This window comes from Rubrivivax soli (assembly GCF_049810355.1).
GTDB lineage: Bacteria > Pseudomonadota > Gammaproteobacteria > Burkholderiales > Burkholderiaceae_C > Rubrivivax.
This window is the reverse complement of record NZ_CP187368.1, coordinates 4,028,486-4,048,064: the sequence shown is the minus strand read 5'-3', so window position 1 is coordinate 4,048,064 and position 19,579 is coordinate 4,028,486. Positions and strand designations below refer to the sequence as shown.

General features: G+C 71.6%; 19 protein-coding genes. 6 read left to right on the top strand and 13 right to left on the bottom strand.

The features are described from left to right. The 3 genes from ACPOLB_RS18470 to ACPOLB_RS18460 form a co-directional block, all read right to left on the bottom strand. Positions 1-867, bottom strand: a complete 867-nt coding sequence (locus ACPOLB_RS18470) for an alpha/beta fold hydrolase (RefSeq protein WP_425257485.1) — start codon at positions 865-867, stop codon at positions 1-3. Then, entirely contained in the window at positions 864-2,078 is a 1,215-nt protein-coding gene (locus tag ACPOLB_RS18465) for a 6-phosphofructokinase (RefSeq protein WP_425257484.1), read from the bottom strand. Before ACPOLB_RS18465 ends, ACPOLB_RS18470 begins: the two co-directional genes overlap by 4 nt. Positions 2,079-2,180: 102 nt before the next feature. Further along, positions 2,181-3,422, bottom strand: coding sequence for an NAD(P)H-dependent flavin oxidoreductase (locus tag ACPOLB_RS18460; protein WP_425257483.1), 1,242 nt, complete (start codon positions 3,420-3,422; stop codon positions 2,181-2,183). Between the two features lie 109 nt (positions 3,423-3,531). Between ACPOLB_RS18460 and ACPOLB_RS18455 the strand changes: the two genes are divergently transcribed. Further along, the gene (locus ACPOLB_RS18455; RefSeq protein ID WP_425257482.1) at positions 3,532-4,122 is read left to right on the top strand and encodes a 1-acyl-sn-glycerol-3-phosphate acyltransferase; all 591 of its coding nucleotides are present in this window, start codon (positions 3,532-3,534) and stop codon (positions 4,120-4,122) included. Positions 4,123-4,138: 16 nt separating this feature from the next. On the opposite strand, the gene ACPOLB_RS18450 is transcribed toward ACPOLB_RS18455, so the two are convergent. Beyond that, positions 4,139-5,788, bottom strand: a complete 1,650-nt coding sequence (locus tag ACPOLB_RS18450; protein WP_425257481.1) for a response regulator — start codon at positions 5,786-5,788, stop codon at positions 4,139-4,141. Between the two features lie 239 nt (positions 5,789-6,027). On the opposite strand from ACPOLB_RS18450, the gene ACPOLB_RS18445 reads away from it, so the two are divergent. Then, positions 6,028-7,230 (top strand): hypothetical protein, encoded by a 1,203-nt coding sequence (locus ACPOLB_RS18445; RefSeq protein ID WP_425257479.1) that lies wholly within the window; start codon positions 6,028-6,030, stop codon positions 7,228-7,230. Positions 7,231-7,236: 6 nt separating this feature from the next. On the opposite strand, the gene ACPOLB_RS18440 is transcribed toward ACPOLB_RS18445, so the two are convergent. Next, a complete protein-coding gene (locus tag ACPOLB_RS18440) occupies positions 7,237-8,073 on the bottom strand; it encodes an NAD(P)H-binding protein (RefSeq protein WP_425257478.1) in 837 nt (278 codons plus the stop codon). Positions 8,074-8,199: 126 nt separating this feature from the next. Here ACPOLB_RS18440 and ACPOLB_RS18435 point away from each other — a divergent pair, with 126 nt between their 5' ends. Then, positions 8,200-9,147, top strand: a complete 948-nt coding sequence (locus ACPOLB_RS18435; RefSeq protein WP_425257477.1) for a cupin domain-containing protein — start codon at positions 8,200-8,202, stop codon at positions 9,145-9,147. Beyond that, entirely contained in the window at positions 9,147-9,770 is a 624-nt protein-coding gene (locus ACPOLB_RS18430) for an ABC transporter ATP-binding protein (RefSeq protein ID WP_425257476.1), read from the top strand. Before ACPOLB_RS18435 ends, ACPOLB_RS18430 begins: the two co-directional genes overlap by 1 nt. 37 nt (positions 9,771-9,807) lie before the next feature. Here the strand turns inward: ACPOLB_RS18430 and dhaK are convergent, their stop codons facing one another. The 8 genes from dhaK to ACPOLB_RS18390 all read right to left on the bottom strand — a co-directional run bounded on the left by dhaK (position 9,808) and on the right by ACPOLB_RS18390 (position 17,181). Next, positions 9,808-10,794 (bottom strand): dihydroxyacetone kinase subunit DhaK, encoded by a 987-nt coding sequence (gene dhaK, locus ACPOLB_RS18425; RefSeq protein ID WP_425257475.1) that lies wholly within the window; start codon positions 10,792-10,794, stop codon positions 9,808-9,810. A 17-nt stretch (positions 10,795-10,811) separates the two neighbouring features. Beyond that, entirely contained in the window at positions 10,812-11,441 is a 630-nt protein-coding gene (gene dhaL / locus ACPOLB_RS18420; RefSeq protein ID WP_425257474.1) for a dihydroxyacetone kinase subunit DhaL, read from the bottom strand. Between the two features lie 61 nt (positions 11,442-11,502). Continuing rightward, on the bottom strand, positions 11,503-12,516 hold the full coding sequence (locus tag ACPOLB_RS18415; protein WP_425257473.1) for an ABC transporter ATP-binding protein: 1,014 nt from the start codon (positions 12,514-12,516) through the stop codon (positions 11,503-11,505). Then, entirely contained in the window at positions 12,509-13,615 is a 1,107-nt protein-coding gene (locus ACPOLB_RS18410) for an ABC transporter ATP-binding protein (protein WP_425257472.1), read from the bottom strand. Before ACPOLB_RS18410 ends, ACPOLB_RS18415 begins: the two co-directional genes overlap by 8 nt. A 2-nt stretch (positions 13,616-13,617) precedes the next feature. Beyond that, a complete protein-coding gene (locus tag ACPOLB_RS18405) occupies positions 13,618-13,839 on the bottom strand; it encodes a hypothetical protein (RefSeq protein WP_425257471.1) in 222 nt (73 codons plus the stop codon). Continuing rightward, positions 13,836-14,783, bottom strand: coding sequence for a carbohydrate ABC transporter permease (locus ACPOLB_RS18400; protein WP_425257470.1), 948 nt, complete (start codon positions 14,781-14,783; stop codon positions 13,836-13,838). The genes ACPOLB_RS18405 and ACPOLB_RS18400 overlap by 4 nt, the downstream gene beginning before the upstream one ends. Then, a complete protein-coding gene (locus ACPOLB_RS18395) occupies positions 14,780-15,682 on the bottom strand; it encodes a carbohydrate ABC transporter permease (protein ID WP_425257469.1) in 903 nt (300 codons plus the stop codon). The genes ACPOLB_RS18400 and ACPOLB_RS18395 overlap by 4 nt, the downstream gene beginning before the upstream one ends. Positions 15,683-15,849: 167 nt before the next feature. Next, the gene (locus tag ACPOLB_RS18390) at positions 15,850-17,181 is read right to left on the bottom strand and encodes an ABC transporter substrate-binding protein (protein WP_425257468.1); all 1,332 of its coding nucleotides are present in this window, start codon (positions 17,179-17,181) and stop codon (positions 15,850-15,852) included. Between the two features lie 269 nt (positions 17,182-17,450). Here ACPOLB_RS18390 and ACPOLB_RS18385 point away from each other — a divergent pair, with 269 nt between their 5' ends. Together ACPOLB_RS18385 and ACPOLB_RS18380 are read left to right on the top strand one after the other, a co-directional pair. Continuing rightward, a complete protein-coding gene (locus ACPOLB_RS18385) occupies positions 17,451-18,494 on the top strand; it encodes a LacI family DNA-binding transcriptional regulator (RefSeq protein WP_425257467.1) in 1,044 nt (347 codons plus the stop codon). A 72-nt stretch (positions 18,495-18,566) separates the two neighbouring features. Further along, positions 18,567-19,547, top strand: a complete 981-nt coding sequence (locus ACPOLB_RS18380) for a dihydroxyacetone kinase subunit DhaK (protein WP_425257466.1) — start codon at positions 18,567-18,569, stop codon at positions 19,545-19,547. Positions 19,548-19,579: the final 32 nt, after the last annotated feature.

The window sequence follows — 19,579 nt, the reverse complement described above, 5'->3', positions numbered from 1 at the left end:
CTACCCGGCCAGGAAAGCGCCGAACTCGGCGTTGAACTGCGCCGGGTGCTCGAAGTACGGCAGCGCGCCGCTGTCGAACACCGTGAAGCGCCAGTTGGGACGGCCTGCGACGATGGCCTTGCCGCGGTAGTCGGTGAAGTCGCCGCGCACGCCGTGGCTCATCCACACCGGCTGCCGCAGCGCCTCGTAGACGGTGTGGATGTCGGCGCTGAAGAGGTGGCCGCCCAGGAAACACAGCGGCGCGTGGCGCGCGCCGGGCGCGCGCGCCGTGGCCACGGCGTCGGCCCACATGGTCTCGTCGATGGTCTTGCCGCCCCAGGTGCGCTGCAGGAAGTAGCGCACCACGCCGGGTCGGGTGAGGCCGTTGAACAGGGCCTGCGCCCACAGCGGCCGCGCCAGCGTGTTGTACAGCCAGGGCATCGCACGCGTGCTGCCCGGCGCGGCGCGCCAGACCTTGCGGCCCATGAAGCCGGTGGGACTGACCAGCGCCAGCCGGCCCCAGGCCGCGGGCTGCTCGGCGGCGGCGCGGGCCAGGAACTCGCAGCCCAGCGACACCGCCAGCGCATCCACCGCAACGACGCCAGAGCGCTGGCGGATCACCGCGTTGGCCGCGTGCAGCGCGTCGGTCATCAGCCGCGGCGTGTACAGGCGTTCGCTGCGGTCGGACTCGCCATAGCCCGGCAGGTCGATCGCGAACACCGTGCGCGTGGCCGCCCAGTGCATGCACAGCGGCCGCACCTCGGCCATCGAGGCGGCGGCGTTGACGCTGTGCACCAGCAGCAGCGGCGGGCCGCTGCCCAGCACGTGGCCCACCACCCCGGGCGCGAACAGCAGCCGTTCGCCCGGCATCGGCGTGGCCAGCGTCATGGCTGCAGCACCCGCGGCACGCGCGCGCAGCGCAGCCGGAACGCATCGGGCATGCCCGAGCCCAGCAGCGGCCGCAGGTACAGGCGGAAGGCGTCGGTGACGTCGGTGCCGCTGTCGGCGATGAAGGCGTCGTCCATCGTGCGGGTCTTGCCGGCCACGGCCTCCAGCGGCAGCAGTTCATAGTCGACCGAGTAGAAGCCGGTGCGCTTGATCGCCACCGAGCCGTTGCGGTCGCCCCAGAGCGCGAACTGCACCGCCTTCTCGCCGACCTCGCGCGCCTCGCGCTGGTCGACGTCGCTCGTGCAGCCGATGAAGCTGCGCTGCAGGTAGCCGAAGGTGTCGCCCCGCACGCGCTTGATCTTCAGCTTGTCCTTGATCTCCTCGCACAGCAGGTCGGCCAGCGCGCCACTGCCCGAGAGCTGCACGTTGCCGTGCGCATCGCGCTCCAGGTCCTTGGCCAGCCGCGCCAGCATCGGCACGCCGGCGGCGTCGTGGATGCCCTCGCTGACCGCCACCACGCAGCGGCCGTGGCGGCTGTAGACCGCCTGCACGTCGGCCAGGAACCTGTCGATCTCGAACACGCGCTCGGGCAGGTAGATCAGGTGCGGGCCGTCGTCGGGGAACTTCTTGCCCAGGGCGCTGGCGGCGGTCAGGAAGCCGGCGTGGCGGCCCATCACCACGCCCACGTACACGCCGGGCAGCGCGGCGTTGTCGAGGTTGGCGCCGGCAAAGGCCTGGGCCACGAAGCGCGCGGCGCTCGGGAAACCCGGCGTGTGGTCGCTGCCGACCAGGTCGTTGTCGATGGTCTTCGGGATGTGGATGGCGCGCAGCGGGTAGCCCGCCAGCCGTGCTTCTTCGGCGACGATGCGCACGGTGTCCGACGAGTCGTTGCCGCCGATGTAGAAGAAGTGCTCGATGGCGTGCGCCTGCAGCACGCGGAAGATCTTCTGGCAGTAGGCCAGGTCGGGCTTGTCGCGCGTGCTGCCCAGCGCCGACGACGGCGTGTTCGCCACCAGCTCCAGGTTGTGGCTGGTTTCCTGCGTCAGGTCGATGAAGTCCTCGTCGACGATGCCGCGCACGCCGTGGCGGGCGCCGTAGACGCGATTCACCTCGCGGAAGCGTCGCGCTTCCAGCACCACGCCGACGAGGCTCTGGTTGATCACGGCGGTGGGGCCGCCTCCCTGGGCGACGAGCATCTTTCCGGACGACATGGCGCGGTTCTCCCTGCAGTGGCGCTGCTGCCGGGCATTGTGCGGCAGGCCTGCGCGGTCGTTCCGTGCGGCAGGCCGGTGGGCTGCGGGCCCGCCGGGGTTTCAGGCGGCCGGCAGCGCCGCCGGCGTCAGCAGCCGCTGCATCAGCTGGCGCAGCGGCACGATGGCGTGGCCGAACGGCAGCGCACCGGCGCCGCGGAAGAACAGCCCCTTCTTCACGTCGCCGCGCAGGCCGGCGGCGAGCTGGGTGTCGATGCAGAACTGGCCCCAGCCCGGCAGGCCGTCGCGCAGGCCGCACTGCGCCAGGCAGTCGAAGGCCAGCGTGCAGCGCGGCTTCCTGTGCACCGTGGCCTGCAGCCGCGGCTCGGCCTTCAGGTAGTTGGCCAGCCACGGCGTGCGCACCGCGCGCGCGGGCAGGCCGGCGACGCTGGTGAACTCGACGATGTCCTCGTCGCGCGCCTCGGCCAGCACGCGCTTGAAGGCGAGATCGGCATCGCACTCGTCGGTGGCGACGAAGGGCGTGCCCAGCTGCACCGCCGCTGCGCCCAGCGCCTGCACGCGGGCGATGTCCTCGCAGCTGCGGATGCCGCCTGCGGCGATCAGCGGCACCTCGCGTTCGACGCCCGCGGCACGCAGGAAGGCCAGCGTCTGCGGGATCACGTTCTCGAAGTCGAAGCGCGGGTCGTGCAGGTCGGCGACCTTGGCCGCGCCCAGGTGGCCGCCGGCGTAGCGCGGGTGCTCGATGACGATGGCATCCGGCAGGCGCTGCTTGCGTTCCCACTTCTTCACCACCAGCTGCACGCCGCGCGCATCCGACAGGATGGGCACCAGCAGGGCCTTCGGGAAGTCGCGCGCCAGGTCGGGCAGGTCCAGCGGCAGCCCGGCGCCCACGACCACGGCGTCGATGCCCGCCTGCAGCGCACGCGTCACCGAGGCCGCGTAGGCGCTCACCGCCCGCATCACGTTCACCGCCAGCAGGCCGCGGCCCTGCGCCAGCGTGCGCGCGGCCGCGATCTCGCGGTCCAGGGCCTCCAGGTTGGCGGCGTCGATGGCGGCCTTGTCGGCGTCGCCGTGCGTGCCGCCGTGGCAGCCGCGTGTGCGCTCCATCAGATCGGGGTGGTGGCGGCGCAGGTCCACCGACGACAGCGTGCCCACGCCGCCCAGCGCCGCCACGCTGCCGGCCAGCCGGTGCGCCGACACGCCCACGCCCATGCCGCCCTGCACGATGGGCAGCAGCGTGCGCCCGCCCAGCCGCAGCGCCTGCAACCCGCTGCGGGACAGTCGGTCGCGCAGCTCGTGGGCGGCGGACAGGGTGGGGGCGATCGGTTCGGCAATGGCGTTCATGGCAAGGGGCGCAAACAGTGCGCCGCCCGATTGGACTGCCGCTGCCGCTCCACGGCCTTGATGTCCGTCAGCACGCGGCGTCGACAATCGGTGTGCCATCGGACCTCCCATGCACCACACCATCTTCCAGACGCCCGGCGTCAACACCGCGCTGCGCGCCCTCTCGCTGACCTTCCTGCGCCTGAACGGCTGGCGCGTCGAGGGCGAGCTGTCGCCCGACATGCCCAAGTGCGTGCTGATCGCCGCACCGCACACCAGCAACTGGGACCTGCCGTACACGCTGATGTGCGCCTTCGCGCTGCGCCTGAACATCGTCTGGATGGGCAAGGCCAGCATCTTCCGCTTCCCGTTCGGCGCGCTGATGCGCTGGCTCGGCGGCGTCGCGGTGGACCGCAGCAAGACCAACAACCTGGTCGCCGCGTCGGCCGCGGCACTGGTGGCCGCCGAGGGCAGCCTGCAGCTGGTGGTGCCGCCCGAGGGCACACGCGGCAAGACGCGGCACTGGAAGACGGGCTTCTACTTCATCGCGCTGGAAGCCCGGGTGCCCATCGTGCTGGCCTTCATGGACTACCGGCGCAAGGTCGCCGGCCTGGGCCCGGTGTTCGTGCCCAGCGGCGACGTCGAGCGCGACATGGCGGAGATCAAGCGCTTCTACGCCGGCGTGCAGGGCCGCAACGCCGACCAGTTCGCGGCCGAGTAGGCCCCGGCGGCCGCCCTCAGGGCAGCCACACGCCGCCCGGCGGCGTCTCGCCGCCGGCCTCGGCCAGCAGCCGCTGGCGCAAGGCGCGGCCGTTGCGCTCGGCCAGCGCGACGCAGCGTGCCTGCAGCTCCTCGGCGCCGGCGATGCGGCCCTGGTAGCGCGTCAGCGTCGCCTCGGCCACTTCCAGCAGCTTGGTGTTCAGCGTGCGCTCGGCCCAGCCGACGAGGGTCTCGGCGGCCTGCCGGTGGCGGCCGGCCAGCCCTTCGCTGAGCGCCTGGCGCGTCGCCTCGCTGATCTCGGCGTGCGCCGTGCGCAGCAGGTCGGCGAAGGCCGGCATGCCGTCGCAGGCGCGCACCAGCAGCTCGGTGGCGTGCTTGCTGACGCAGAAGCGCAGCCCCGCCTCGCGCACCCAGCCTGCGGCCTGCGGCAGCGCGCCGCCGGCCGCGGCCGCCGCCGACACCAGCGCCAGCAGGTTGGTCGCGGCCTCGGCGTCGAAGGGCGGCGCCATCAGGGCCCGGGCGACGTCGGCGGCGCTGGCGGACGCGCCGGGCGTGTCGCCGCCCAGCAGGCGCTCGAAGCCCACCGCCAGCGCCTGCATGCGCTGCAGCCGCTCGCGGCGCAGGCCGTCGATGGCCGGGTTGTCCAGCGCCGTGTCCAGGTGGGCGCGGCAGGCCTGCAGGCCGTCGAGGTCGCTGCTGCGGTAGCGGCACACGCTCAGCAGCAGCAGCGTCTGGTGGTCGAAGTGCGGCGAGGCGCTGCCCACCGCGATGGCGTGCTCCAGCGCCGCGGTGGCCTCGTCGGCCTCGCCCGCGTAGTGGCACAGGATGCCGAACTTCTGCGCCCGCGCCACCGAGTGCGGGGTGATCTTCACCGCCTGCCGGTAGGCGTGGATGGCAGCGCCGAACTGGCCCTGCTCGGCATGGATGCGGCCCATCACGTCGTAGGCGTCGGCATAACTCGGCTCGCTGGCCAGCAGGCCTTCCACCGTGGACAGGGCCTCGGCCTTGCGGTCGCCGGCCTCGAGCACGCGCGCGATGCCCAGCTTGGCCCAGGGCACGGCGTTGTCGGCGATGACGGCCTCGAACATCGCCGAGGCCAGCGCCATCTGGCCCTGGCGGATGGCGAGCTCGGCCCCCAGGCGCGCCGCCGAGGTCCAGTGCGGCCCGCGGGCGCGGAAGCGCTGCTCGCACAAGGCCAGGCTGTCCCCGTAGCGCTGCTCGTCGAGCGCCTGCAGGATGTCCTTCAGCGACTCCTTGCGCGCGAAGGCGCGCAGCACGCGGTCTTCCAGGTCGCCCACGGCGTAGGGCTTGATGACGAAACCGTCGAGCGCCGACTCGGCCACCTGCGCCACCACCTGGTACGAGGCCAGCGACGACAGCATCAGCACCACGGTGCCCAGGCCGAGGTGGCCGCTGCGGCGCAGTTCGTCGATGAGGTCCTGGCCCTGCGTGCCGTCGGACAGGCTGTGCTCGCACACCAGCACGTCGTACGAGCGCGCAGCCATGTGCTGCCGCACCTCGCCGGCGCGGCCGCACTGCGTGACGTGGTCGACGCCCAGCGCGCGCAGCTGCGCTGCGAGCACGCTGCGCGCCGTCTGGTAACTGTCGGCCACCAGGGCCCGCGACTGGGCGCCGAACCGCGGCTTGATGAGAGAGTGATGCGCCATGCCGCCCGAACGGGCCGATCGACCGGCCCCGCTCTCGGATTTCGGCGCTGCAGCGCGCGACTTGACATCCCAGCGCGTGACGGCGGGGCTCAGTTCTCGCGCGACAACCGGTGGGTCACCCATGGCCCGCTGCCGACGGTGCAGTGGCTCCATCGGGCGATGCCGCCGCGGCCGGCGCTGCCGACACTGCGCAGCATGCCGCCGCGGCTGGTCGCGGCCACCACTTGACGGAGTCTGTCGTGTCCTCTTGTTCGCCCTTGTCTCCCGTGTCACCCGATCCCGCCACCCCGCTCGCACCGTCGTCGCGCCTGGGCTGGCTGCTGAGCGCGGCCATCACCGCCGCGGCCTTGCTGGCAGCGGCCTGGCCCGCGCAGGCCGCACCGTCCACACCCCAGGCCGGCGCGCTGCCGCAGGCCGGCCGCTGGGTGCTGACGGTGGAGGTCGAGCGCGACGCCACCTCGCGCCAGGGCGCCGACCACGCGCGGCGCCGGTCGCGCTCGGTGCTGGAAGTGGCCACCACCTTGCAGGCCAGCGGCCCGCTGCAGAGCCACAACGCGATGGACCCGGCCGAGCACGAGCGCCACCTGGCGCAGGCCGCGCAGGTGCAGCAGCGGGTGCAGCAGGTGCAGCTCCAGCAGCAACGGCTGCAACAGCAGCCGGGCCGCGCTGCCGCCTTCACTGCGCAGGCCGGCCCCACGCCGGCCGAGATGATGGCCCGCGTGCAGCAGATGCAGGCCACCTGCGGCGCCGACCAGGACTGCCTGGCCCGCGAGGCCATGCGCTTCAGCGCCGCGCACAGCGGCCTGGACGCGCAGGGCCAGGGCCGGCTGCAGGCCTACGGCGCCGCCTACCGGCAGTGCGAGGCCCGCCACCCCGAAGGCGCGCAGCGCCGCAGCTGCATCGACACCGCGCGCCGCGACGCCGGCGGCCAGCCCGACGCCACCGACCACGACGACGACCCGGCCGCGCGCTTCCTGCTGTTCGTCGGCGGGCTCGATGGCGCCGACTGCCGCGCGCAGGTGCGCGTGCAGATGACCGACCGCACCGAAGGCGCCAGCAGCGACGTGCAGGGCATGGTGCCCTACGTCATCGCCCGCGAGGCCGACGGCCGCCCGGCGTCGCCGCTGCTGTGCAGCGGCCAGCAGCTGGTGCTGGACGTCGAGCGCCGCGAGCTGTGGTCGCACGGCAACCTGGGCCTGGGCGCAGGCCCGGTGCGCGGGCGCAGCGTGAAGAGCAGCGGCGGCCGCCTGGAGCGCAGCGAGGAGACCATGGAACTCGACTGGTTCGAGGCCGCCCCGTGGATCACCGAACAGCTGCGCCGGCTGCCGCTGCAGGGCGAGCGCCGCCACGTGCTGCCGCTGCAGGGCAACGGCAACGGCAACGGCACGCAGTTCAGCGGCGAAGTGCGCGTGCGCATGCAGTGGCGCTTCGAGCCGGCCTGAGCGTGCTCAGGCCGCCCAGGCCGCGCGGTGGTCGGCCGCGTACTGGCGGAAGCTGCGCGGTGCGCGCCCGGTGATGGCCTGCACGGCATCGGTGGTGCGCTCGGCGTAGCCGGCCTGGAAGTGGCCCAGGATCCGCAGCAGGAACTCGGCGTACGGGCGCGGCAGCTGCGCCGCCAGCAGCGCGTCCAGCATCGCCGCGGGCGGGATGTCCTGGTACACGATGGCACGGCCGCTGGCCTCGGACAGCAGCGCCGCGACCTCATCGTGGTCCAGCGCCTCGGCGCCGGTGAGGTCGAAGTCGCGGTTGTCCAGGTCGCTGCGCAGCAGCAGCTCGGCCGCCACCGCGGCGATGTCGCGTGCGTCGATGAAGCTGCCCCGGGCCGGGCCCACCGGCAGCAGGATGCGGCCCTGCGTGCGGATCGGCTGCAGCCAGAAGGTGTGGAAGTTCTGCATGAACCAGTTCGGCCGGATGATGTTGTAGGGCACGCCCGAGGCTTCCAGTTGGCGTTCGGCCTGGCGCAGCGGCGCCGCCTCGTCGGCGTTGGCGCCCATCGCCGTCATCAGCACCACCTTGCGCAGACCGCGCTGGCGGGCCGTGTCGATCAGCGGCGCCAGCCGCAGGTGCTGGTCGACGAAGCCCGGCGGCACCAGCAGGAAGGCGCGGTCGACGCCGTCGAACGCGGTGTCGAGCCCGCCGTGGCTGGCGAGGTCCAGCCACACCTGGCCGGGGCCTGGTGTGGCGCGGCTGGTGGCGCCCAGCACGGGCTGGCCTTGCGCGGCCAGCAGCCGCACCAGTTCCGAACCCACCGTGCCGTTGGCGCCGATGACGAGTGTCTTGCCCATGAAGTGCTCCGTAGCAGTGGTTGTGTGCGTGCAGTCTAGGCAGCCACCGCGTTCGCTTGAATGGCTTTTCGTACGCTGGCATGTCTTTCCGTCCGGACTTCCGGACGGATGGGTATGATGCAGCGCATGGACATCCTCGCCGACATCCTGCAGCAGGCCGGGCTGCAGCGCCGCCTGCTCGACCTGCGGCCGCTGCAGCACGCAGCGGCGTTGCGGTTCCCGTGCGACAAGAGCATCGGCTTCCACGTCGTGACGCAGGGCCAGGCCTACGTGCACGCGCCGGGGCTCGCGGCGCCGCTGGCGCTGCACGCCGGCGACGTGGCGCTGATGGCGCGCGGCTGCCACCACGTCGTCAGCAGCGCGGCTGTGCTGCCGGCCGGGCCGATCCCGATCGCGGCGATCGCCCCCCCGGACCCGCCGGCCACCGCCGACGACAACGACGACAGGGCGCAGGCCCGCGTGCTCAGCGGCGCCTACCAGTTCTGGCACACGCCGGTGCACCCGTTCTTCGCCAGCCTGCCCGACTGGACCGTGGTGCGCGCCGACAGCCTGCCGCGGCTGGGACCGCTGGCCATGACGGTGGCGCTGCTGGGCAGCGAAGCCGGCCAGCCCGAGATGGGATCCGAGGTCGTGCTGCACGGGCTGATGGACGTGGCCTTCACCTACCTGCTGCGGCAGATCGTGGCGCAGGCCGCGCCCGCCGGCCGCGGCTGGCTGCAGGCGGTGCGCAGCCCGCAGATCCGGCGCGTGGTGGAGCTGATGCACGCCGACAGCGCCCGCGCCTGGACGCTGGAGACACTGGCGCGCAGCGTCGGCCTGTCGCGCACCGCACTGGCGCAGCAGTTCCGTGCGGCGATGGACGACACACCACTGAACCACCTGCGCGCGGTGCGCATGCAGAAGGCCATGCACCTGCTGAGCAGCACCGACGGCACGCTCGACGCGGTGGCCGCCGAGGTCGGCTACCAGGACGCGTTCAGCTTCTCCAAGGTCTTCAAGCGCACCGTCGGTCTGGCGCCGCGCGACTTCCGCCGCCGCGACGCCGCCGAGCGCGGCGCGGCCTGGCGGCTGTGATGGCTGCCACCACCCCGCTGCCGCTGGTGCAGGCCGCCGGCCTGGGATTCGCGCATCCCGGCACGCCGGTGTTCGCCGGGCTCGACCTGCACATCGTGCCGGGCCTGACCCTGCTGCGCGGCGGCGACGGCCGCGGCAAGACGACGCTGCTGCGGGTGCTGGCCGGCACGCTGCAGCCCACGGCCGGCTGGCTGCAGCGTGCGCCGGGCACCACGGTGTTCTTCGCCACGCTGGCCGACCCCGCGCTCGACGCGGTGGTGGCGCGCGACTGGCTGGCGGCGCAGGCCGCGGCGTCTCCAGGCTGGAACGCGGACGTGGCCACCGCCCTGCAGGACGCCTTCGCGCTGGGCACGCACCTGGCCAAGCCGCTCTTCATGCTGTCCACCGGCAGCCGGCGCAAGCTGGGGCTGGTGGCGGCAGCCGCCAGCGGCGCCGCGCTGACGTTGCTGGACACGCCTTACGGCGGGCTCGACGCGCCCTCGGGCCGCGTGCTGTCGCAGCTGCTGGCCGAGGCCGCTGAGGGCAAGCAGGGCACGCAGCGCGCGTGGGTGCTGGCCGACCACGGCCTGCCGCCGGCGCTGGACGCCGTGCGGCTGGCGGCGCTGGTGGACCTGGGCGACTGAAGCCTGCAGCGCCGGCGCAGCGCTGCGGCGCACCGGCCTACCAGCGCAGCGCAGCGGTGTGCACCGGCGCGTCCCACAACGCCTTCATCTGGTCGTCGAGCACCGTCACCGTGAGCGAGGCCCCGGCCATCTCGAGCGCCGTGGTGTAGTTGCCCACCAGCGAGCGCACCGGCTTCAGGCCCATCGAACGCAGCTGGCGCTCGGCGCTGTGGTACAGCAGGTACAGCTCCATCAGCGGCGTGCCGCCGAAGCCGTTGACGTGCAGCAGCACCTCGCTGCCGGCGCCGGGCGACAGGTCGCGCACGATCGCGGTGAGCAGGTCGTCGACGATCAGGTCGGCACGGCGGATCTTGGCGCGCCGGCGCCCGGGTTCGCCGTGGATGCCGACGCCGACCTCCATCTCGTCGTCGCCGATGTCGAAGGTGGCGCGGCCCGCGGCCGGCACCGTGCAGCTGGTGAAGGCCACGCCCATCGACGCGGTGCTCTTGTTGACGCGGTCGCCGACGGCCTTGCACTCGGCCAGGCTCGCGCCCTGCTCGGCGGCGGCGCCGACCATCTTCTCGACGATGACGGTGCCGGCCACGCCGCGACGGCCGGTGGTGTGGGTGGAGTTCTCCACCGCCACGTCGTCGTTGACCAGCACGGTGGCGTTCTCCAGTTCCAGCAGCTCGCTGGCGATCTGGAAGTTCATCGAGTCGCCGGCGTAGTTCTTGACGATGAACAGCACGCCCGCGCCGGTGTCCACCGCGGCCGCGGCGGCCAGCATCTGGTCGGGCGTGGGCGAGGTGAAGACCTGGCCCGGGCAGGCGGCGTCGAGCATGCCGGTGCCGACGAAGCCCGCGTGCAGCGGCTCGTGGCCGGAGCCGCCGCCGGACAGCAGCGCGACCTTGCGGCCGGCCGGGCGCACGGCGCGGCGCACGAAGGTCGGCTCGAACTGCACCGCCAGCAGGTCGGCGTGCGCCAGCGCCATGCCGCCCAGGGCCTCGCGCAGCAGGGTGTCGGGGTCGTTGAGGAACTTCTTCATGCGTGTCTCCTTGGGGGTCAGGTCTTCAGCAGCTCGGCGCAGACCGCCGCGATGGCGACCTCGCAGGTCTTGCAGCCGGGGTCGATGTGCCCCAGGGCACGCTCGCCCAGCGAGTAGGCACGGCCCTTCGTCGCGATCATGTCGCGCGTGGCGAGCATGTTGCGGGTGGCCTCGGCGTTGAGCTGTGCGCACAGCGCCGGCAGCGGCACGCCCTCGGCGTCGAGCTTGATCAGCAGCCGCGAGGCCGGGATCAGCACGTCGAGCATGGTCTTCTCGCCGACGTCGGCCTTGCCGCGCTGCTTGATCGACTCGACGCCCGCGGCGAAGGCCTGGGCGAACTCGGTGCGGCTGGGGCTGTCGTTGTCCTTCAGCGACTTGGCCATCGCCAGGAAGAAGCTGGAGATCAGCGGCCCGGACGCACCGCCGATGGTGGACAGCAGCTTCATGCCGATGGCGTTCAGCGCGCCGCTGACGGACTGCTTGGCGAGGTCGTCCTGCATCGCCACCAGCACTTCGCAGCCGCGGCGGATGTTGAGGTAGTGGTCGCCGTCGCCGATGGCGCGGTCGAGCGATTCGATGTCGGCCTCGTTGGCGAGGACGGAGGCGTGCACGGCACGCAGGCAGGCGACGATCAGTGCGCTGTTCATGGCAGGGTTCCCCAGTTGGATGCGGTCGGCTTGGGCGGGTGCGGGCGGATCGGGCGGCGGCTCAGGCAGCGGCCAGGCGCTCCCCGTCGGCGTCGAAGTACAGGCAGCGCGCGGGCGGGAAGCTCAGCGCCACGCGGTGGCCGGTGGGCAGCGGGTGGTCGGACACGTAGCGCACCCGCACGTCGACGCCGCCGCGTTCGCCGACGATCAGGTGCTTGACGAGCGAGCACTCGGCGACGGTGAACGCGCCGTCGCCGGTGGCCGGGTGCACCTCGACGTCTTCCGGCCGCACGGCGACGTGCTGCGCGCGCGGCGGCGCGCTGCCGCCGAACCACGCGGCGGGCAGCACGTTGATGGCGGGCGCGCCGAGGCGCTGCGCCACGGCCAGGCTCTTCGGGTTGCGGTAGATCTCCTCGGGCGTGCCGATCTGCCGGATGCGGCCTTCTTCGAGGATCGCGATGCGGTCGGCCATCGTCGTCGCCTCGACCTGGTCGTGGGTGACGTACAGCACGGTGGCCCCGGTGCGGCGCTGGATGCGGCGCAGCTCGACCCGCAGTTCCTCGCGCAGCTTGGCGTCCAGCGAGGACAGCGGCTCGTCCATCAGGAACACCTTGGGCTGGCGCACCAGCGCGCGGCCGATCGCCACGCGCTGCATCTCGCCGCCCGACAGCGCGGTGGCCTTGCGCTCCAGCTTGGACTCGATGTGCAGCAGCCGCGCCACCTCCTCCACGCGCGCCTGCACGTCGACGGCGGCGCCACGGCGCAGCGGCGAGCGCAGCGGGAAGGCGATGTTGTCGAACACGGTCAGGTGCGGGTACAGCGAGTACTGCTGGAACACGAAGGCGCAGTCGCGGTGCGACGGCGGCACCTGCGTCACGTCCTGGCCGTCCAGCAGCACCGCGCCGCTGTCGGGCTGCTCGAGCCCGGCGATGAGCCGCAGCGTCGTGGTCTTGCCGGCGCCGCTGGGTCCCAGCAGCACGAAGAATTCGCCGTCCAGGACCTCGAGGTGCAGGTCGTCCACGGCGGGCACGCCGCCGAAGCTCTTGGTGACGGCCTCGATCGATACGCTAGCCATGTCGCATCCCGGGCTGGTGTTGGAGGGTGGAGTCGCTGGCCATCAGCAGCTCGGTCTTGCGGTCGAACAGCACCAGGCGCTCGGTGTGCAGCCGCAGGCCGACGGCCTCGCCCTGCACCGGTCGCTGGTCCTTGGGCGCCACGGCCTTGAGCGTGCCCAGCGGCGACTCCAGGTCGGCGACCCAGTGCGAGCCGAAGTACTCGCAGTAGTTGATGCGCGCCGGCACGCCCTGCCCTGCCGGCAGCAGGTCGATGTGCTCCGGGCGCACGCCCAGCACGGCGTGGCTGGCGCTCGCGCGCATCGTGGGGATGGCCACCTCGGCGTCCTGGAAGCGCGCCGTGCCGTCGCCGTCGGTCACGCCGAAGGCCAGCGGCAGCAGGTTCATCGCCGGGCGGCCGATGAAGCCGGCCACGAACAGGCAGCTCGGGAAGTTGTAGATGCCGTCGGTGTCGTCGGCCTGGAGGATCTCGCCCTTGTTCATCACGACGATGGTGTCGGCCAGCGACATCGCCTCGTTCTGGTCGTGCGTGACGAAGACCGTGGTCGTCTTCAGGCGGTCGTGCAGCTTGCGCAGTTCCACGCACATGACCTCGCGGAACTCGGCGTCGAGCGTGCCCAGCGGCTCGTCCATCAGGAAGGCCTTGGGCTGGCGCACGATGGCCCGCCCCAGCGCCACGCGTTGGCGGTCGCCGCCGGCCAGGCCGCCGATGCGCTGGCCGAGCAGGTGCTCGATGCGCAGGATGCCGGCCACGTCACGGATGCGGCGGTCGATCTCGGTGCGCGACAGGCCCTCGTTGCGCAGCGGAAACTCGAGGTTGGCGCGCACGCCCATGTGCGGGTACAGCGCGAAGAGCTGGAACACCATCGCGATGTCGCGCTGGCGCGGGCGCAGGAAGGTCACGTCCTCGCCGTCGAGCAGGATCTGGCCCGAGGTGGGGTACTCCAGCCCGGCGATCATGCGCAGCGTGGTCGTCTTGCCGCAGCCCGACGGGCCCAGCAGCACGATGAACTTGCCGTCCTCCAGCAGCAGCGACGAGTCGCGCACGGCCGTGAAGTCCGCGAAGCGCTTGTGCAGGTTCTTGATGCGGATCTCGGCCATGGTCAGTCCTGCGGCAGCTTCACGGCGATGGAGAACAGCACCACGCCGGTCAGCACCACGGTGAAGGCGTACGAGAAGAGCGTCAGCGACCAGGGCTGCATCAGCATCACGAGGCCCAGGCCGAGCAGGCTGGCGCTGATGCGTTCCCAGGGCGGACCGCGGCGCCACCAGGGCCGGGACGAGGGACGCGGGGAGGGCCGCGAAGAGGGTCGGGAGGAGTTCATTTGCGCACCGCGCCGAAGGTCACCCCGCGCAGCAGGTGCTTGCGCAGGAGGATGGTGAAGATGAGGACCGGCAGCAGGAACAGCGTCGTCCCGGCGGCCATCGCCGGCCAGTCCAGGCCCCCCTCGCCGATGATGGTGGGGATGAAGGGCGGCGACGTCTGCGCCTGCCCGCTGGTCAGCAGCAGCGCGAAGGCGTACTCGTTCCACGCGAAGATCAGGCAGAAGATCGCGGTGGTGGCGATGCCGGTGCTGGCCTGCGGCAGCACGACCTTGAAGAAGGCCTGCAGCCGCGTGTAGCCGTCCACCATCGCCGCCTCTTCGTACTCGCGCGGAATCTCGTCCATGAAGCCCTTGAGCAGCCAGACCGAGAGCGACAGGTTCACGACCGTGTACAGCAGCATCAGACCGACGTGGGTGTCGGACAGCCCCACCGCGCGGAACATCAGGTAGATCGGGATCGCCACCGCGATGGGCGGCATCATCCGCGTCGACAGGATGAAGAACAGCCAGTCGTCCTTGGCCGGCACGCGGAAGCGCGAGAACGCGTACGCGGCCAGCGTGCCCAGCACCACCGACAGGAAGGTGGAGCCGAAGCCGATGATCAGCGAGTTCTTGTAGCGGTCGATGAAACGCGAGGGCCCGGCCAGGATCATCTGCTGCTCGCGCACGAGCTGCTCGTACCAGGTCGTCGGCGGCGGCAGCGCGGCGAGTTCCTCGGCACCGACACGCGAGCGCGTCGTGAACAGGTTGACGTAGCCGATGGCCGAGGGCTCGGCCAGCACCTTGGGCGGGTAGGCGATGGCGTCCTGCGGCGTGCGCAGGCTGGTCATCACGATCCACACCAGCGGGATCAGCGACACGAGCGCGTAGCCGATGACGGCCAGCGCGGCCAGCCACTTGGACGTGGTGCTCGGTTCGAGCGGATGGCGGACGGTGGGGTTCATCGCTGCTTCACCCGGTCGAGGAATCGGACGGCGACCATCGACATGCCGTAGATCGACACGAAGAGGATGATGGCGAGCGCCGAGCTGTAGCCGGTGCGCCACTTCTCGAAAGCCTCGCGCTTGAGCCGGATCGAGGCCAGCTCGGTGATCGAGCCCGGGCCGCCGTTGGTGAGCTGGTCCACGAGGTCGAACATCTTGAAGTTCTCGATGGCACGGAACAGCACGGCCAGCACGATGAAGGGCATCACCATCGGCAGCGTGACGCGCCAGAACTTCGTCCACTCGGTGGCGCGGTCGATCTCGGCGGCCTCGTACAGGTACGGCGGAATCGAGCGCAGGCCGGCCAGCAGCAGCAGCATCACGTAGGGCGCCCACATCCACGTGTCCACGAGAATGATGGCCCAGGGCGACAGCGAGCCGTCGCCCAGCATCGTGAAGCTGGTGGGGCCGCCGACGAGCCCGACGAGGTAGTTGAAGATGCCGTACTGCGGCTCGAAGAAGTACTTCCAGAAGGTGCCGACGACGGCCGGCGCCAGCATCATGGGCAGCAGGATCGCGGTGCTCCAGAAGCTGTGCGTGCGGAAGCGCCGGTTCAGCAGCAGCGCCAGGCCGAAGCCGATCAGCACCTGCAGCGTGATCGACCAGCACAGGAAATGCGCGGTGGCGCGCATGCTCTCCCACACGTCGGGGTCGTTGAGCACGCGGCTGTAGTTCTCGAGGCCGACCCAGTCGACCTCGAGGTTGGGCCGGTTCGCGCGGTAGTTCGTGAACGACAGGTAGATCGTCCAGAACAGCGGGAAGATGTTGAAGGCCAGCAGCAGCACGACGGTCGGCAGGACGAAGATCCAGGCGAGCGTCCGGTCCGACAGCCCATGGCGGGCGGGAAGCGAGGTGTTCATGGCAATGGGCGATCGGTCGGGCGGCTGGCCCCCGGTGACGCGGGATGCGCGGGACGGGCACCGGCGCACCGGCGCCGGCGGAGGCCTGCGGGTGGCTGTGGGTGCCTGCGGTTGCCTGCGGGGTCGCACGGGCCCGGCGGCGTGGCCGGGGCCGTGCGGTCAGCAGATCACTTCAGCTTGCCGTCGTCCTTGAAGACCTCGGTCCAGTCCTTCAGCAGTGCGTCCAGTGCTTCCTGCGGCGTGCCCTTGCCAGCCACCACGTAACTGTGCACGCGGTTCTGCATCGCCAGCAGCAGCTGCGCGTAGGTCGGCTCGGCCCAGAAGTCCTTCACGATCTTCATCGACTCCAGGTACACCGGCGCGTAGGACGTGCTCTTGTCGAAGCCGGGCTTGCCCAGCACCGACAGGTGCGTGGTCGCGCCGCCGGCGTCCCACCAGCGCTGCTGGATCGCGGGCTGCGCGAACCACTTGATGTACTCCAGCGCCGCGGCCTGCTTGTCGGAGTACTTCACCACCGAGATGCCCTGCCCGCCGAGCTGCGCGAACTGCTTGTCGGCCTTGGGCATCGCGAAGAAGCCCGACTTCTCGCCGCCGACCTGCGGGTCCTTCGAGATGCCCGGGAAGAACGCGATGAAGTTCATCTGCATCGCCACCTGGCCCGACTTGTAGGCGTCCAGGTTCTCGGTCATGTAGGCGTTGGCGTGCCCGGGCGGGGTGCAGCAGTCGTACAGGTCCTTGTAGAACTTCAGGCCCTTGACGGCGCCAGGGCCGTTGATGAAGCCCTTCATGTCGTACGGCTTGGCCGGGTTGGCGTACTCCATGCCATGCGCGTACATGGTGTTGGTCACGCCCATCGTGATGCCCTCGGAGCCGCGTTCGGTGTAGAGCGCGGCGCCGTACACCTTCTTGCCGTCGATGGTGCGGTTCTGGAAGAACTGCCCGATCGTCTTCAGTTCGGCCCAGGTCTTCGGCGGCGCCAGGTCGCGGCCGTGCTTCTGCTTGAACTCGGCGCGCAGTTCGGGCCGGGCGAACCAGTCCTTGCGGTACGCGAAGGCCACGGCGTCGCCCATCGCGGGCAGCGCGTAGTAGTTCTTCGAACCCTTGGGCCAGGTCGAGTAGCCCTCGACGGTGGCCGGGGCGAAGTCGGCCATCTTGATGCCGTTCTTGTCGAAGAAGTCGTTCAGCTTGACGTAGTGGCCTTCGGTGGCGGCCGAGCCGATCCACTGGCTGTCGCCGATCAGCAGGTCGCACAGCTTGCCCTTGGAGTTCAGCTCGTTGAGCATGCGCTGCGCGAAGTTCGGCCAGGGCACGAACTCGAACTTCATCTGCACGCCCGACTTCGCCGTGAAGTCCTTGGACAGTTCCACCAGGGCGTTGGCCGGATCCCAGGCGGCCCAGCACAGGGTCAGTTGCGTCGCCTGCGCCTGGGCGGGCACGGCGGTCAGGCCGGCCAGCGCGCCGAGCGCAGCGGTGACCAGCTTCGAGGGGAACGTCTTCATCCAGTTGTCTCCGTGGATTGGTGGACCCGAAAGGCGGCGGTGCCGCCCCGATGACGACGTGCTCTGGTGACCGAGGTCGCAAGGACTCAAACTCACTCAAACCACATCTGAAGTTGATGGTAAATACATCAATAACTCCATCAATCAGTGCTAACCATTACCACATCAAGCGCGACGGGTCGGCGCGCGTCCCCGGGCTTGCACGGCTTCGCATGCCAGGACAGTTCGGCCAGAATGCTGATTGACATATTTAGCTGCCACTGTCCCTGATGCCCTCGCCTTCGTCTGTCACCATCCCGCAGATCGCCAAGGCGGCCGGCGTCAGCACGGCCACGGTGGACCGGGTGCTGAACGACCGGCCGGGCGTCAACCCGGCCACCGCGCAGCGGGTGCGCGAGGTGCTGTCCTCGCTGGGCGGCACGGTGACGCAGCCGGGCCGGCCCAAGAGCGCGCCGAACTACCGCTTCGCCTTCGTGCTGCCCGACGCGCGCACCGCGTTCTTCGACGCGGTCGACCGCATCGTGGCGCAGAGCGCCGGCGAGTTCCGCCACCAGCACGTGACCGAGCTGACGCTGCGCCTGCCGTCGCACGACGTGAACGCCTTCGCACAGCAGCTGGCCCGCCTGACCGACTTCGGCGGCCTGGCCCTGCTGGCGCCCGACGTGCCGCAGGTCAAGCTCGCCATCAACGAGCTGGTGCAGGCCGGCGTGCAGGTGGTGACGCTGTTCTCCGACGTCGCGGGCTCGATGCGGGCCGCGTTCCTGGGCACCGACAACCGCGCCGCCGGCCGCACGGCGGGCCTGCTGCTGGGGCACGGCATGGCCGGCCGGCCGCGCGCGCGCACGGCGCTGTTCTCGCCGCCCACGCGATTCGCGTCCGAGATCGACCGCCGCATCGGCTACGCGCAGCTGATGGAGGAGCGCTTCGCCCAGGTCGACGTGCTGCGCTGCCTCGAGGTGCCCGATTCCGAGGACGAGGCCTACCGCTACGCGATGGACTGCCTGCCGCCGGCGGACGCGCCCGATGCCATCGCCTCGGCCTACAGCGTTGCCGGCGGCAGCTTCGGCATCGGCCGCGCGCTGGCCGCGCGCGGCTACACGGGCCGGGCCCTGTTCGCGGTGCACGACCTCGTCGAGGTGCACCGCTCGATGCTGGCCTCGGGGGCCGCCGACTACGTGCTGCATCAGGACGTGTACCTCTCGGTGTCGGCTGCAGCGCGCACGCTGCGCGCGCTGCAGGACGGCGTGCGTGGCGCGCTGACGACCTTCCGCAACCCGCGGGTGGAGATCGTGACCCAGGAGAACCTCGCATGACGGCGGGTGGGTTCCTCGCCGAGACTGCGGGGCCGCCGGACCGCCGACCCCGCGCCTGCCGGCGCTGACGCCATGAAGAAGTTCCTCAACCTGCCGGACGAGTTCGTCACCGAGAGCGTCACCGGCTTCGTGCAGGCGCACCCGGCGCTGGTGACCATGCACCGGTCGCCGCTGTTCGTGCGGCGCCGCACGGCCAAGCGCAAGGGCGTGGCCGTCATCTCCGGCGGCGGCTCGGGCCACGAGCCGCTGGACCTGGGCTTCGTCGGCGTCGGCATGCTCGACGCCGCCTGCCCCGGCGCGCTGTTCACGGCGCCCACGCCCGGGCAGATCGTGGCTGCGGCGCAGCAGGTGGCGCGCGACGACGGCGTCGTGCTGATCGTCAAGAACTACGCCGGCGACCTGAAGGCCTTCGAGCTCGCGCGCGACATGCTCGACATGCCGGTGCAGTGGGTGCTGGTCGACGACGACGTCTCCGGCTTCGCTGCGCATCTCGGTGCCGGTCGGCGCGGTGTCGCGGGCACGGTGATCGTCGAGAAGATCGTCGGTGCGGCCGCCGAACGCGGCCTGCCGCTGGACACCTGCAAGCGCCTGGGCGACCGCGCCAACCAGGCCACGGCGACGATGGGCGTGGCGCTGACGGCCTGCGCGGTGCCGGGGGTGGCGGCCACCTTCGAGATCGGCGCCGACCAGATCGAGATGGGCGTGGGCCTGCACGGCGAGCCCGGGGTGTCGCGCGTGCCGTTCATGGCCGCCGACGCCATCGTCGACGCGCTGCTGGAGCCCATCGTCGCCGACCTGCAGCTGGCCGCCGGCCAGGGGGTGCTGCTGGTGGTCAACGGGCTGGGCGGCACGCCGCTGGCCGAGCTGTACCTGCTGCAGGCCGCGGCGCGCGCGGCGCTCGGCCGGCGCGGCGTGGAAGTCCGGCGCGTGGCCGTGGGCAACTTCGCGACCGCGCTGGAGACGGCCGGGGCCTCGCTGACGGTGTGCGTGCTCGATGACGAGCTCCTGGACCTGTGGGACGCGCCGGTGCGCACGGCGACCTGGCGCTGGTGAGGCCGTGGCGGGCCGCCGTCCGGCCACGGCGG